Source organism: Streptomyces sp. NPDC107546 (genome assembly GCF_055639175.1).
On sequence record NZ_JBVKBA010000049.1, the window covers coordinates 26,251 to 39,191 of the forward strand.

The following is a 12,941-nucleotide window of genomic DNA, read 5'->3' on the forward strand; positions in this document are numbered from 1 at the left end:
AAGAGGATCAGCCCGAACAGTGCTTCGTGTGGCACCCGGGCGTCTCGCGGCTTGTTCCTGCTCCGCCGTCGGCGGCATGAGGCGGACGTCAGTGATGGGCCACCGACGTGCACCACGAAATCTGCCACGCCTGCTGGCGCAGGAATGAACCGTCGCGAAGGCATTCACCCGATCAAGTGAACGATTGCCAACAGGTCTGGTATAGAAGCGAGTTGATGTATATGCGCCCAGGCTCTCCGACTGCTGTGAAGCGGACCTTCAGCCTCCGGCTGCGAGGTCGGCGGCTGATCTCCGCTGCTCGGCCGCGCAATCTGGTCCTCGAGGCGCGGCGGCGAGGCGGAGGCGCGGGAGCTGGCCAGCTGGTCGGATCCGCGCGCCGAGGCACTTCATCCGCTCCAGCCCGGCTGCGGCCTGGCCGGAGTCCGGCCCTGCTCCGTACGACACCGCGTCGTCCCAGGCCGGGCGGTGGCGGGGTGGCCGTGCTGGCCGGCGGCCCATTGGGCGCGCACGCTCCCAGTGACGGGCGGGACGGGCACGTAGCGGTGGAGGCGTTCGTAGGCGGTCAGCTTGGCGGCGAGGCGTTCGGGGCCCATGGGTCTGGTCGACTTCCACGAACGCCCGCAGCATCGACCAGTCGTCGCCAACGATGGAACCGGTTCGGTAGTACAGGAGGGCGTCGGGGATGACGGCCTCGCCGCTCCCGACCGGGTGGTGTACCTCGGGGATCCAGTCCAGCGGCCGGCACAGCTCGCCGCGGCGGCGGGCGTCCTCGAGGAAGACGAGCGCGGTCTCGGTCACGGTCAGCGTGTGACCGGCCTTCAGCCGGACGGCGGTCGGATCGGACACGGTCCTGGAAGGCCGGCGCCCGCGCAGCTGGGACCACTCGGAGGCGAGCCGCACGGCGTACAGGGTGGGGAACCACGCCCGTGTCCGTCCGGCCTGCGGGAGGGTGATGCGGTCGACCAGCCCCTCAACGCGCAGTCTGGCCAGCCATCGCCGGGTCTGCTCGATGCGCACCTCGGGGGCGATCACCCGGTGCATCTGCTCGGTGGTGGCTATCCGGTACTGCGTCAGCACGGCCAGCGCCAGCCGGTCCCCGCTGCCCACGTCCACGCCGATCATCACGGATCCGCTCGCTTCCCGTCCGGTGCGGCCCCGGCCTGCCCGGCGCCGCGCGTACCGGTCACAGCAGCATCCGGCCCCGACCAGACCATCGACCACGAAGGCCCGACCACGGCCACGAAGGGACAACGCCTCCGTGCACCAGGCCCACATCCCCGCCGGCAACCAGGCCGACAACCGCCCGGACCCTCTGCCGTGCCTGTCCCCGGATCCGCAGGTCACCACGCTGACCCTGCCGTGGTCGGGAGGCCGACATCCCCTCTACGCCCCCGAGTCCATGCCCCATAGCAGGAAGGAGAGAGAAGTGGGTGGGTGGGACAGGTACCGGGCGGCGGGCGAGGGGATCGGGCGCCACCGGTGTTGCTCGCGCGTGACGGCGGGGCCGCGCGCGACGCACGGCGGACAGGCCGCCCGGCGGGAAGCCAGCTGGTGCGCCCAGCCCTTGCCTATGAGGCGGATTCGTCGGTGCGTTCGGGTTCAGGCTGCGGCCACTGGTCCGGGTCGATGCGGTGGGCGAGTGCGGGCCAGTCGGCGATGTTCTGCTTGGCCAGGGAACGCATCCCGGGATGCCTGCCGAGCTGTGCGGCTAGAGCCGTGCCTGAGGGCAAGCCGGCCTCGATGAGGAGCCGGAGCGTGATGACGGCCTCGGTCAGGTACAGCGCGCCCGCGAGCGCCCCGGGATCTTCGTGGACTTCATCGGGGGTCGTGAAGCCGTGGCTCAGTGCGTTGCGGATGCGGGTCGTCACGAAGGCCCACGGTGCGACCGTGCCGGTGAAGAGCCACTCGCATACCTCAGGTCCGAGCTCTTCGGCCAGGGCCAGGAGACGCTTCTCCAGGGTGATGTCAGCGAACACTTTGACCGCGGCGTACACATTGCGGCGCTCTGCAGCGTTGAACCCTCCTGAATCCTTGAGGGCGTCGCGCACGCGTTGCGCAAGGGGGTGTTCAGTTGGTTCGTCGTGCAGAGCGCGATGGAGCGTCTCGGCTGCGTTGACGACATCCAGGAGCTGCAGTTGCAGGGACCCGGACCGTCGGCGGGGCTCTACTGCGTCCAGCGGCACAGAACAGCTGCGGGCCACCTCCAGCCACGCCGGGATGAACGAGGCCAAGCCGTCCAGGGACGGAGACAGCGGCAGCGGGGCATGCAACGACGGCAGAGGCTCTTCGGGTGTCTCGCCGTTCTGAGGGTCGACAGCGAAGAAGCGCGGCCGCCCGTCTTCCGTGAGGAGATCTTCAGGCGCGACACGCAGGTTGAATACGCTGACCGGCTCGTTGACCCCGATGGCGACCAGGGCCCGCATGGGGCCCACGATCTCCTTCTCCACCTCATCCAGGGTGAAGCCTGAATTCCTGTCGGCCCTGACCACCACGCGCTCACGCAAGGATCTCACCCGACGGCCGAAGTGGCGGGTTTCTCGGACACCGATGCCGATCGTTCCGTCGTCCAGGGCAATGGCCACGTCGTCGGGCACGGTGTAGGCCCAAGATCCAGATCGCGCCTGCGGGCCACGCAGTCCGCTCGGAGGCCACCAAGCCGGCAGGCCGGTAATCTCGAATTCCGCTGCGCGGAAGCGAGTGGACTCGGTGATCTCACCCCCGCGAATTAGCTGCCCGACGCGCCATGCCATGGTCCACTGGTCGCTGGCAGCGTGAGTCGCGCTGGGGTCCGGTCCCCGCACGTCATCGTCCAGGTAACACTTCAAGAGGGTGTATGGGACACCCCGGCAGGATCCCCAGATCGTGTGTGGTGGGACAAGGTGGAGGCCGTCCCCGCCGCCTGCGTTCACCATCAGGGTGCCGATGAGGCTCAGGCGCCATCCGTCCTCGGTGCGCGTCAAAGACCCCGGCACCCGCAGGTCGGGCGTATCCGGAGTCCACCACGCGCCATGGTGCTCTTCACCCACGTTCCCCCCTTTAAAGATTCATGCGCAGGACACGCCTACCTTCCCACTGGTGTACACGCGTCGCGGCATAGACAGCAGTGTGTCCGGCGCAAAGGTCTTGCCCGCAGTGATGGAAACCGAAGACGCTGAGGCGGCCCTGAGGACCAGAATCCCTCTTGGACGCAGTCCTCTCACAGCAAGGAGCGCCGACATCAGCAAGCCGGTCTCGCCTCAGAGCATGAAGAACCTGGCCTTCATCAGGTTGCTGCACCGCCAGGGCATCGAGCAGTCGCTCCTTCCCGAGCCGCTTTCCTTCACCTCGGTGCTGACCTTCCACGACGCCGTGGAACTGTTCCTCATCGTCACCGCCGAACACCTGGGTGCCGTGCTGAAGGACCGAGACCCGTTCATCAAACGGTTCTTCGAGGGACTGCACCCGAGCAACTTTCCCGGCGGGCTGGACCTGCAGGGGCAGTACGGGATCAAGCGCCTGAACGACCTCCGCAACGGGTTCAAGCACACGGCCGGCTTCCCGGGCCCGAACGCCATCGCGGACGTGAAAGCCGACACCGCTCACTTCTTCCTGGAGAACACCCCCCGCGTTTTCGGCTTCGCCTTCGACGACATCGACCTGGCCGAAGTCGTCCAGCACGACCAGACCCGCACGCACCTCAAGACGGCCGCACAGCTCAACTCGGAGGGCAGCTTCCTGGAGGCCATGGGCACCCTGGCGATGGCGTTCCAAGAGCTCATGAACGACCAGACCAAAGACAGGCACGCGCCCCGGGGACGGTCTGCTTACAGCTTCGGCGAGCCGATGCCGAGCAATCCCCTCAGAGAAGACCAGGTCCGAGCGACCCTCTACCAGCCGGATCATGCCTCGCGCAGAGGGGTGCCTGCGCGAGGCGCGGAAACGCTCGCCAGGGAGTACACGAGGACACGCGACGTCACCCGGGCTCTGCAGGAAGGCATGCGCCTTCTGGCGTTGGGCGTGGACTTCCACCAGTACCAGCGCTTCACCCGACTCACCCCGGAGGTGGTCCGTTACATCAATTCGACGACACCCAGCTTCTCTGCAGAGCTCGGATACGCCCCCAACCAGGAAGAATTCGACTTCTGCCGCCAGTTCGTCATCACCGTGGCACTCCGCATCACCGAGATCAACGCACGGGCTGTCCCGCCGTCCTGGGCGTGACGGGGGCGGCCGGGAGGGCGCCATACCCGTCGGCCTTGAACCGCGGTGCCCTTCGAGACCCGACCGGGCCACGAGATCCAACCGTGCCGGACAGCCCGTTCCGCAACGCCAGCCCCCTCGGCCGGCGTTCGGACGGCCCGTCATCGTGGAATGGGAGAGCAGATGGACGTGGCGAGTCTTCGGGCACTGATCGACGAGACGGTCGTCGCTCGCTATCAGGTCTTCGGGCACAAGGACATTCCCGGCCTGTGCGCCAGCCTCAGCATGCCTGCGCCTCCGCCCAAGGTGGACCCTCACACCCATCGGGAGATCTCGAAGCACGAGCGCCTGGCTGTCAGCCTGGAGGCGTGCCGTGACGAAGATCTTCCGGTGATTGCGCGTGCGGTTCTGGCCAGTCAGCCCGTCAACGCAGATCAGCGCAATGCCCTCCAGGACGCGCTGTGGCAGGGCAGTGACTGTGTAGAGGTTCCCGGCAGGACTAGACGTGAGCTCGCAGCCTCATTGTCACTCGAGCACTACGTCCGTCATGCGGATCGGTTTCTCACGATGCTCGACTCTCTGTGGGTCTTGGACAACGATCCGATGGCCGCTTGGAACGGGGGTGCTAAGACCCTTCGCGCACAGATCACCCAGTATGTGATCAACAACGATGACTGGGACGCCGTGTCCCTCTTCGAGCAGCTGGGCTGCTTCCAGGCATCGCATCCGCGCTTCGCCCGCTTCCTGGAGGCGCTGGCAGCACCCTCAACAATCCCTGACGAGCCTGCGCAACGGCAGTTTGTCGAGGTAGCCAACGTGCACCTGCAGCGCGTCGGCGCTCGACTGCAAGAAGCCGGTGAAGAGGACGGCTATCCGCTCTTCGAACTGATCAGAGTCGGTGAGCCACCCTCGCGCCGACCGCGGCAGGTCATCTTCGCCACCCTCACGAAACCCGACATCAGGGTCAGCAGCGTGCTGGACGGCGACCTGGAGGTCATCGAACAGGCCGAGCGGGCCGACCAGGTCCTCGTCTACGACCGCGTCATCGGCAACGACGGTCTCCGCTGGCAAGACCTCCTGAACTGGTGGCAGGAAAAACGCGGCATCACGGACACCTCGCAGGCCCGCTCGTCGCTATTCGAACGCATGCGGGCCAGCATGCCGAAGGAATCAACCGGCCAGGACAACCTGTACTGGCTGTACTACAACATCCACCACCGCGAGCCCGACGATCTGCCGGCCCTGCTGCCCGAGGTATGGCTGCACTGGGACCACCAGACGATCAACCAGCGCCGTGAACGCGCACAACAGCACATCCGCATGGACTTCCTGCTGCTCATGCCGGGCCGCAGACGCGTAGTCCTTGAGGTCGACGGAAGCCAGCACTACACAGACAACCAGGGCAAGATGCCCAATCCCAGCAAATATGCCGCCACTATGGCGGGGGATCGCGAGCTGAAGTTCCTGGGCTACCAGGTCTACCGCTTCGGGCACAGCGAACTGGAGGACAGAGAGAGCGCGCGTCCCCTGGTCGCTGACTTCTTCAGCAGGCTGCTGAAGCCGGCGTGACGTCAGCCGGGCCACCGGCGGGATCACCACCGTGAAGGAGACACGGATGGGTGGGCTAGGCCCCGGACGGCGGGCGAGGGGATCGGGGCGCCGCTGGTGCTCCTCGCGCGCGACGGCGGGGCCGCGCGCGCCGCCGGAAGGACAAGCCACCCGGCCGGGCCATGCCGTCCTGGTGAAGACGGCCAAGGCCCTGCCGTGCAGCGGGACGACGGGTGCGTCACATGAAGTCGGGGTCGGGTTCCCAGTCCGGGTCCAGCTCTTCGTCATCGCGCAGCGACTGGGCTTTCATGTTCGCGAGGTCGAGTTCTGGCCCGGTCAGCGTGAGCTCGCAGACCCGACATCCGAAGTAGCGGGGGAAGAACCAGATGTCTCCGTAGTCGCCGCTCTTGTCCCGTCCGCTGATGAAGGCAGGACTTTCGCATGCCGGACACTGCGCGGGGATGTGGAGAAGCCATCGGCTGGGCAGAGGCGCTGCCGACAGACTGGCGACCAGGGCCGTCTTCTCGCTGTCGGACATCCTCTCTGTCCTCTTCGCGAAGGTCGCCTGCGCCCGCCGGATCTTCGCCGCGTAGCGCAATTTCAGCTCGGACGTCGTCTTCTCTACGAGGTCCTTGCACACGTCGTAATGGTTCTCCCAGAACCAGTCCGGCTCCTTCGCCAGATTGGGCAGCAGGGAATCGATGTACGCCACACCAGCTGCCAGCAGGTCCCTGCACTCGTCAGACGGCCGTCCCCATCCCATGTGAGTGATGCCGTTGCGGGCATCCCTCAACGCCGCCAGCTGCGCTGGCACCTGCCCCTTGCCCACCTGCGCGAGTCTCGTCACGGCCTCCGCGCCGCCGATGGTCCTCAGCCCGGCGCGCCCCGTCTCCACCTTGTCTTCCTGGCCGCCCAGTACCAGCAGGTCCTGTACGGAAGGCTTGGGGGTAGCCAACAACGTGAGAGTGACGGATGCCAGACACGCCTTGGCCAGGTGCTCGACAGCCACAGCCATGTGATGGACTGCGAAGTCCTGGTCAGCAGGCTCTTCGAGGTAGGCGTCGATAGCTGTCCGAGCCCATCGTTGTGCAGAGCTCACCAACTCGTCACGGATCTCATCCTGGTTCATCAAAGAACCGTAAGCGGAGATCCGGGCCACCGCATCGGACCGTCGGTCGGCCTGAACCATCGGCCGGTGCCACGGGACCATGGCCACCGGCTAGTCTCCACCGCATGGCACACACCCACTGGGCAGTTGAGTACCCGGTCGACCCGTCCGCTTCCCCCACCCCCGTCGGAGGCAAGCTGCTCATGAGCCTTGAGGCCGCTCTCGCCGATGCCCCTGTCGAAGAGTGGGCGTACGAAGTCGACGGCGAACCGGTTGAGGACTACCAGGAGTTCCAGAGGCGCCTGGACGAGGCGGCCAACGTCCGCGCGGGCGAGTTCGTCGCGCGCGTCAACGGCATCGTCGTGAGCTCTGCCTGACCCAGACGCTCCCGCCCACCTCTTCCAGCAGGCAGTCCTGCTGGTCATCCAGCGTTGTCAGTGGGCGCTGCTAAGGTCCGGCCAGTTTAGCGACTGGAGTGGGGTGGGCCCGTGTCCCTCGGCGACGAGATCCGATCCGACCTGGACAAGCTCGTGAAGAACCCCTGGAGTATCCGGGAAGGGCGGGTGGTCCCGGGAACGGACGATGTCAAGCTGTTCTCCAACGACGCTGTGAAGCTCGACGCCGTCTACCTCTACGCGGATCTGCTCGGGTCGACGAAGCTCGCCCGGGACTTCCGCCCCGAGACGACCGGCAAGGTGATCCGAGCTTCGCTCCGCGCAGCTTCGCTGATCATCAAGCAGCGGGGCGGTGAGATCCGGAGCTATGACGGGGACCGGGTCATGGGCATCTTCATCGGCGATTCCAAGAACTCCTCCGCCGCCAAGGCCGCCCTCCAGATCGACTGGGCGATGACCCACCTCGTCCAGCCCTCCTTGTACGCCCAGCTGCCGAACCTGCAGCGGGACGGGTACCAGCCGCGCATGTGCGTCGGGATCGCGTCCGGCCCGGCGTTCATCGCCCGTGCAGGCGTCCGGGACAGCAGCGACTTGGTGTCCATCGGCCGGGCCCCCAACGTTGCGGCCAAGCTCAGCGACATCCGGGAGGCTGGCAACTACAACTCCTACATCACGGCCGACGTCTACAAGATGCTCAACAAGGAGTCGAAGTACTCCGGGGGCACCGACATGTGGGAGGCAGTCACCCGCGTTGTGGGCGGCGAGAGCATGGTCATCTACCGGTCCAGCTACTGGTGGGCCGTCTAATCCGGAACAGGGGGCCGACAGCATTGAGCGATGAAAGCCACGCCCGGGAAACGGCATGGAAGATCCACGCGGAGCTCGGCAGCTGGACGGCGCGCGTGGACGCGAAGGCGTCCTTCGCACTGACGCTGGCTTCGGCGGCGATCGCAGGCATCATTGCACTGTCTGACAAGGATCACGCCCTCGCCAACCTGCACGGCTGGGCGCGCTTCTTCCTCTGGGCGGGCACCATCATGATCCTTCTTGGCGGCCTGAGTGCCATGTTGGTCGTCACACCGCGGCTGCGCGCCCGCAAGGCGCGCACCGAGGCGCCGACCAACTTCATCTACTTCGGTCACCTAATGCACCGAGAACCCGATGAACTCGCGAACGCCCTAAAGAACACCGATGTGCTGCCCGTCCTCAGCAGGCAGCTGATCATCACAAGCAAGATCATCTGGGCGAAGCACCGTCACGTCCAATGGTCCTTCGCGCTCTTCGCGGCAGGAGCCACCCTGGTGTTTCTCGCAGGCCTCATCGCCTAAGTATCGGAAGAGCACGAGACTCCCGGGCCCATCACGGCCCCGAGGGTCTCGTACGGTCCGACTTACCGGCCGGACAACGTCGGCGTCATGCCCAGTCGACACCCAGCTCCCGGAGCGCGTCCAGCTGCTCCTGGGCAAGCCGATCCCGCCTCGTGCGGGTGTTCGAGACCCACACACCAAGCTTGACGGCCACGGGCTCGGCCTCGCCGTGGACGGCGATCTCCTCATTGTGGCCCCTTGGCACTGGCCGCTGGCCTTCCCGTTCCACCCACTGTGCGAGGGCTGTCAGGCCGCGTTGGAATGCCTGCTGCGCCTTGCTCGGGCCCTTGGCCGCGCGCTTGGCCATCGGGACGGGAGACGGCGCCTCGGTGGGCTTGATGCCCAGCTTGGACAGCCGTTCCTGTTGCTCGCTCGACAGCAGCTTCCAAGTGGCCGGCTGTTTCTGCCGTTGGAGCCATCGCCCGATGTCGTCGCCGTCCATCAGCACGCCGGGTGCGATGTCGGGCAGGACGCCATGGGGTTCGTCGGCGGCGAGGTCGGCGAGCACCCGGTAGTGGCGTTGCCAGTCGAGTGGCCAGGGGCAGTTCCAGTCCGGGTCGATCGCCTCCAGCTGCTTGACGCGCTCCGCGGCCCGCTCCGCGTTCTTCCCGAGGCCGCCCCTCCGGCGCAGATTGGCCATGTGCTGCCCGATAGGCGCCATCGCCTCGCCGTCGCCCCAGAGAGCGTCCTGCCTCGGGGCGAGGTGGCCGGTGGCCCGGTGGTACGAGCGCAGCGCGGCGAGCTTGTTCTCCCAGGCTTCTTCGCCCGGTTCCCACACCATGCCGGCCTCCGGTGCGTCCAGCAGTTCTTTGCGGTGAGGGTCGAGATTTGCGGCCCGCAGGGCTTTCCGCTGCTGGTGGACCCACCGCCCAAGTGGAAAGGATTTCGTTGCCCCGACTTCGACTTCAACGTCGTAGGGAACGGCGTAGAGGCCGGTGATCTCGTTTTTCTTCCGCCAGCGGATCAGTGCCTGGTAACCCTCCAACCAGACCAGGGACTCGGGCCGGTAGACGCGGGTGCGGAGGAAGGCTGCGATGGCGGCGGCGTCGCGCGGGCTGGAGAAGTGGAGCAGCGCGGACTCGGCAGCGGCCTGGGTGTCGTCGTGCTCCTGGCCCTCACCTTCGGCCGTGGTGCCGATGATCCGCCCGTCTTCGTCGCGCCGGATGTGGACCTTGCGCTTCCCGCTGGTGAGGGCACGGGAGGCGAGCTGTTCGACGAGTCGTTCATCATGACTGCGCAGGCCTTGGAGGACGGCTACGAGGGGGCGGAAGCTGGCGGAGGCGACCATGTCGGTGGGGTCCTCGCCGGGCTCGAGGAACACGGGCACGATGATCCGCGCGATCTTCGTGGTGCCGTCCCGGTTGGGCCTGAGCGCGCGGCCGATGTTCTGGACGATCTCCACCTGGGAGCCGCGGGTGTCGGCGAAGCACACGGCCTCGACTCCGCGGGTGCCGACGATGTCGACGCCTTCACCGAGGACGCGGCAGCTGGCGAGGAACGCCCGGTGTACGCGGCGGCCGGCGGCGTCGATGCCGTTCGCGAACTGGCGCAGCACTTCGCGCCGCTCGGTGACGAGGTGGTCGCCGCACAGCCACGCCGACCACACCCGGTCCGGCGGGACGTGGCGGCCGGCCTCCAGCTCGTAGAACTCCGCGCCGATCGACGACTTCGGCAACCGGTCCGCAGCCGCCAGCTCCTCGTCGGAGGCGTCGCCTGCGTACAGCTCGGCTGCCGTCTGCGGCAGTTTCTCCGCGAACGCCATGGCCTCCTCCACCCTTTGGTGGAACGTCATGACCGTACGCAGGTTGTACGCCGCGGCGTGCTCCAGTAGCGCGGCTTGCAGGAGCGCCAGGCGCCGGCCCCGCTGCGCCTCCTCGGACTCCCCGAGGACGGGGGAGGGGTCGTGGATCTCCAGCACGTCGATCTCGAAGCCTGCGAGGATGCCCCGCTCGATCGCCTCCGAGAGCCCGAGCTCGGCCAGCCACGGCCCGTAGGTCTGCGAGTCCTGGCCCATCGATGCCAGCTCCAGCTCCTGGCCCTCCGCGCCCTTCTGCGGCCGGGGTGAGGCCAGGATGCGCGGGGTGGCGGTGAGGTAGAGCCGGAAGTCGGCAGGGATGCGGGCGTTGTCGTGGATGGCCGCCCACGGCCTGCCGAGATCACCGGCGGTTGAGTGCGCCTCGTCCACGATCGCGAGGTCGAAGCCTGCCATCTGCTGGCCGTAGAGCCGTTCCCCGCCCGCCAGAGCGGCCTCCAGCGGCCCACGGACGTTTCCCTGACCGAACGGGTCCTCCAGGTCCTCGCGGTCCACCAGGGAGGCGTACGTGGCGAACACGACCACCGGCCCGGACCCGGCCCACAGCGCCAGCTGGATCGGGTTGGTGGTGGTGCGCACCCCCAGCGAGTTGAGCACCGGGTCGTTCTCCAGCGAGCACACCGCGACCATCGGGGAGCGATGTCCCACCAGGCGCCATGCCTGGGCGGTCTGCACGAGCAGGTCCAGGGTCGGCACGGTTACGAGGACCCGGCCGCTGGGGAAGCACTCCAGCGCGCACGCGGCGGCGGTGATGGTCTTGCCCGATCCGGTCGCGGAGACGATCGTGCCCCTCACACCCTTCGGCGACACAGATGATCTTGCAGGAAATCCGACCCATTTCCGGAACCGTGATTTCTGTTCCATCTGGTGTTCTCGGAGCTGGATCAAAAGAGTTCTCCCGGCTCGGGAAGGACCTGTTCGACGGAAGCGATCCGGTATCTACCGCGCTGGTAGAGGCCGCCGTCTTTGCCGTGTATGGCCAGGCCCGCTCGGCCGCTGCGTCGGCTGACGGCGCCATCAGGTGGACGACGGGAGCCGGTGCGTCCGGGCTGGAGCAGCCGGCGGTGGGCCGGGCACCGACCCGGTAGACGCGATACCGACAGATTTGCGGACCCGTGACACTGGACTGCTCGGCCTCGGCCACGTCTGTCATCAGCCGCTGCAGACGCTGCCCTTCGTAGCGGATGGCACGCGAGCCGCGGGAGGGCTGGTACGCGGCCATCCGCTCCTTCTCCATGAGCTGGGCGATCCGTTCCCACTGCAGCCGCCGCAGCTCCGCGATGAACAGCTCACTCAAGTGATGCACTTCCACCGGGAGCATCCGCGCCCGCCCGGCACGCTCCTGCGCAAGGCGTACCTGCGTCGCCACCCGACGGTCATCGAGTCCGGCAGCTTTCGCGACCACCCCGAGCCGGGCAAGCTCATGCGGAAGATACTCGTAGATCAACACGCAAACCGCTCCCCACCGGGTGTCCCTGAATTATGCCAATGCTACATGCTGCATCACATCGAGATGCAGACGTGCAAGACTCCCCGAAAACCTCCTACACAAGATTCCTTCCACCCTGATGGTCGTGGCGCATCGGGGTACACGGCCCCGCATGGCACCGAAGATTGAACGCATCCAGTTCCTGCGGGCCGTGCGGCAGCTGCACCGCGTCCGCTCCTTCTACGCCGTGGGCGCCCTGCTGTGGGCGGCATCCACCGCCTGGACCGGCTGGCAGGCACCCGGGAGCCGGCAGATGTGGGTGTCCGTCCTCCTCCTGGCCGTCTTCACCAGTCTCCTCACCACCGCCACCCTGTCCCTGCGGCGCCTCCCAGTCCCCGCGACAGGCCGGCCCGCGCATCACGCCGCCTCGCGCAAGGCGGCAAACACCCGCCACGCCCACGCCTGAGGATCCGTCAGCCTGCCTGCACGAGCCGGCCAGACAACTTCGCAGGCGCCGCCCATGTCTGTGGAGGCGGTGGCCGGGCATACGGGCTTCACTTCCTATGAGAGGGGCTCGTCATGCTCGGCATAGTCGCTGCAGTACTGTTCTTCATCGCGTTCCTCATCAACGCGGCCGAGATCAGCACCAATCACACGTTCTCGTCAGTCAACGTCATGCTCCTGGGGCTGACCGCATTGGCCCTGCACGTTGCGGGAATCGGTAGCACTTGGTCCCGTAGACGCTGACCCGGCGTCAAGCCCCAGCACTCACAGAGGCCAACCGAAGAGACAGTCGCAACCCTGTCCTTGCTGCTGCTCGGGCCGCAGGCCCGTTGGCCGCCCCGCGCAGCGGGGCCGGCCTTCGGGGCGCGAAGCGCCACCCGGTGACCGGAGCGCAGCGGAGGCACCGCGTGTGGGGGCGTAGCCCCCACACCGCTCCGGGAGCGCAGCGGACGGAGCGTCACCAGGGCTGCGCAGCAGCCCTGGTGAGCTGACCGCGCAGCGGTCAGCCAGCGCTCCCGCGGAGCGGGAGCGCAACCCCCGCGCGCAGCGCGGGGGTTCGCTTGCATCGCGCGCAGCGCGATGGGACCCGCTCCGCGGG

At 67.3% G+C, this 12,941-nt stretch carries 11 protein-coding genes; 7 read left to right on the forward strand and 4 right to left on the reverse strand.

Annotation, left to right across the window (positions count from 1 at the left end):
• Window positions 1-258 precede the first annotated feature (258 nt).
• Both ACZ7L1_RS36335 and ACZ7L1_RS36340 read right to left on the reverse strand, forming a co-directional pair.
• A complete protein-coding gene (locus ACZ7L1_RS36335; protein WP_471443591.1) occupies window positions 259-1,122 on the reverse strand; it encodes a replication-relaxation family protein in 864 nt (287 codons plus the stop codon).
• Between the two features lie 446 nt (window positions 1,123-1,568).
• A complete protein-coding gene (locus tag ACZ7L1_RS36340; RefSeq protein WP_471443593.1) occupies window positions 1,569-3,026 on the reverse strand; it encodes an ApeA N-terminal domain 1-containing protein in 1,458 nt (485 codons plus the stop codon).
• Between the two features lie 217 nt (window positions 3,027-3,243).
• Between ACZ7L1_RS36340 and ACZ7L1_RS36345 the strand changes: the two genes are divergently transcribed.
• Entirely contained in the window at window positions 3,244-4,200 is a 957-nt protein-coding gene (locus ACZ7L1_RS36345) for a hypothetical protein (protein ID WP_471443595.1), read from the forward strand.
• A 150-nt stretch (window positions 4,201-4,350) separates the two neighbouring features.
• Window positions 4,351-5,748: an AbiJ-related protein gene (locus ACZ7L1_RS36350; RefSeq protein WP_471443597.1), complete on the forward strand. Its 1,398-nt coding sequence runs from the start codon at window positions 4,351-4,353 to the stop codon at window positions 5,746-5,748.
• Window positions 5,749-5,965: 217 nt separating this feature from the next.
• On the opposite strand, the gene ACZ7L1_RS36355 is transcribed toward ACZ7L1_RS36350, so the two are convergent.
• On the reverse strand, window positions 5,966-6,856 hold the full coding sequence (locus ACZ7L1_RS36355) for a hypothetical protein (RefSeq protein ID WP_471443599.1): 891 nt from the start codon (window positions 6,854-6,856) through the stop codon (window positions 5,966-5,968).
• 104 nt (window positions 6,857-6,960) lie between these two features.
• Here ACZ7L1_RS36355 and ACZ7L1_RS36360 point away from each other — a divergent pair, with 104 nt between their 5' ends.
• The 3 genes from ACZ7L1_RS36360 (at window position 6,961) to ACZ7L1_RS36370 (ending at window position 8,558) form a co-directional block, all read left to right on the forward strand.
• Complete coding sequence (locus ACZ7L1_RS36360) at window positions 6,961-7,212, forward strand: hypothetical protein (protein ID WP_471443601.1); 252 nt, start codon at window positions 6,961-6,963, stop codon at window positions 7,210-7,212.
• 111 nt (window positions 7,213-7,323) lie between these two features.
• Window positions 7,324-8,037 (forward strand): adenylate/guanylate cyclase domain-containing protein, encoded by a 714-nt coding sequence (locus ACZ7L1_RS36365; RefSeq protein ID WP_471443603.1) that lies wholly within the window; start codon window positions 7,324-7,326, stop codon window positions 8,035-8,037.
• Between the two features lie 23 nt (window positions 8,038-8,060).
• On the forward strand, window positions 8,061-8,558 hold the full coding sequence (locus ACZ7L1_RS36370) for a Pycsar system effector family protein (protein WP_471443605.1): 498 nt from the start codon (window positions 8,061-8,063) through the stop codon (window positions 8,556-8,558).
• A gap of 85 nt (window positions 8,559-8,643) precedes the next feature.
• Here the strand turns inward: ACZ7L1_RS36370 and ACZ7L1_RS36375 are convergent, their stop codons facing one another.
• Window positions 8,644-11,298, reverse strand: coding sequence for a helicase associated domain-containing protein (locus ACZ7L1_RS36375; protein WP_471443607.1), 2,655 nt, complete (start codon window positions 11,296-11,298; stop codon window positions 8,644-8,646).
• A 713-nt stretch (window positions 11,299-12,011) separates the two neighbouring features.
• Here ACZ7L1_RS36375 and ACZ7L1_RS36380 point away from each other — a divergent pair.
• Both ACZ7L1_RS36380 and ACZ7L1_RS36385 read left to right on the forward strand, forming a co-directional pair.
• A complete protein-coding gene (locus tag ACZ7L1_RS36380) occupies window positions 12,012-12,305 on the forward strand; it encodes a hypothetical protein (protein ID WP_471443609.1) in 294 nt (97 codons plus the stop codon).
• Between the two features lie 113 nt (window positions 12,306-12,418).
• Complete coding sequence (locus ACZ7L1_RS36385) at window positions 12,419-12,586, forward strand: hypothetical protein (protein WP_165939570.1); 168 nt, start codon at window positions 12,419-12,421, stop codon at window positions 12,584-12,586.
• Window positions 12,587-12,941: the final 355 nt, after the last annotated feature.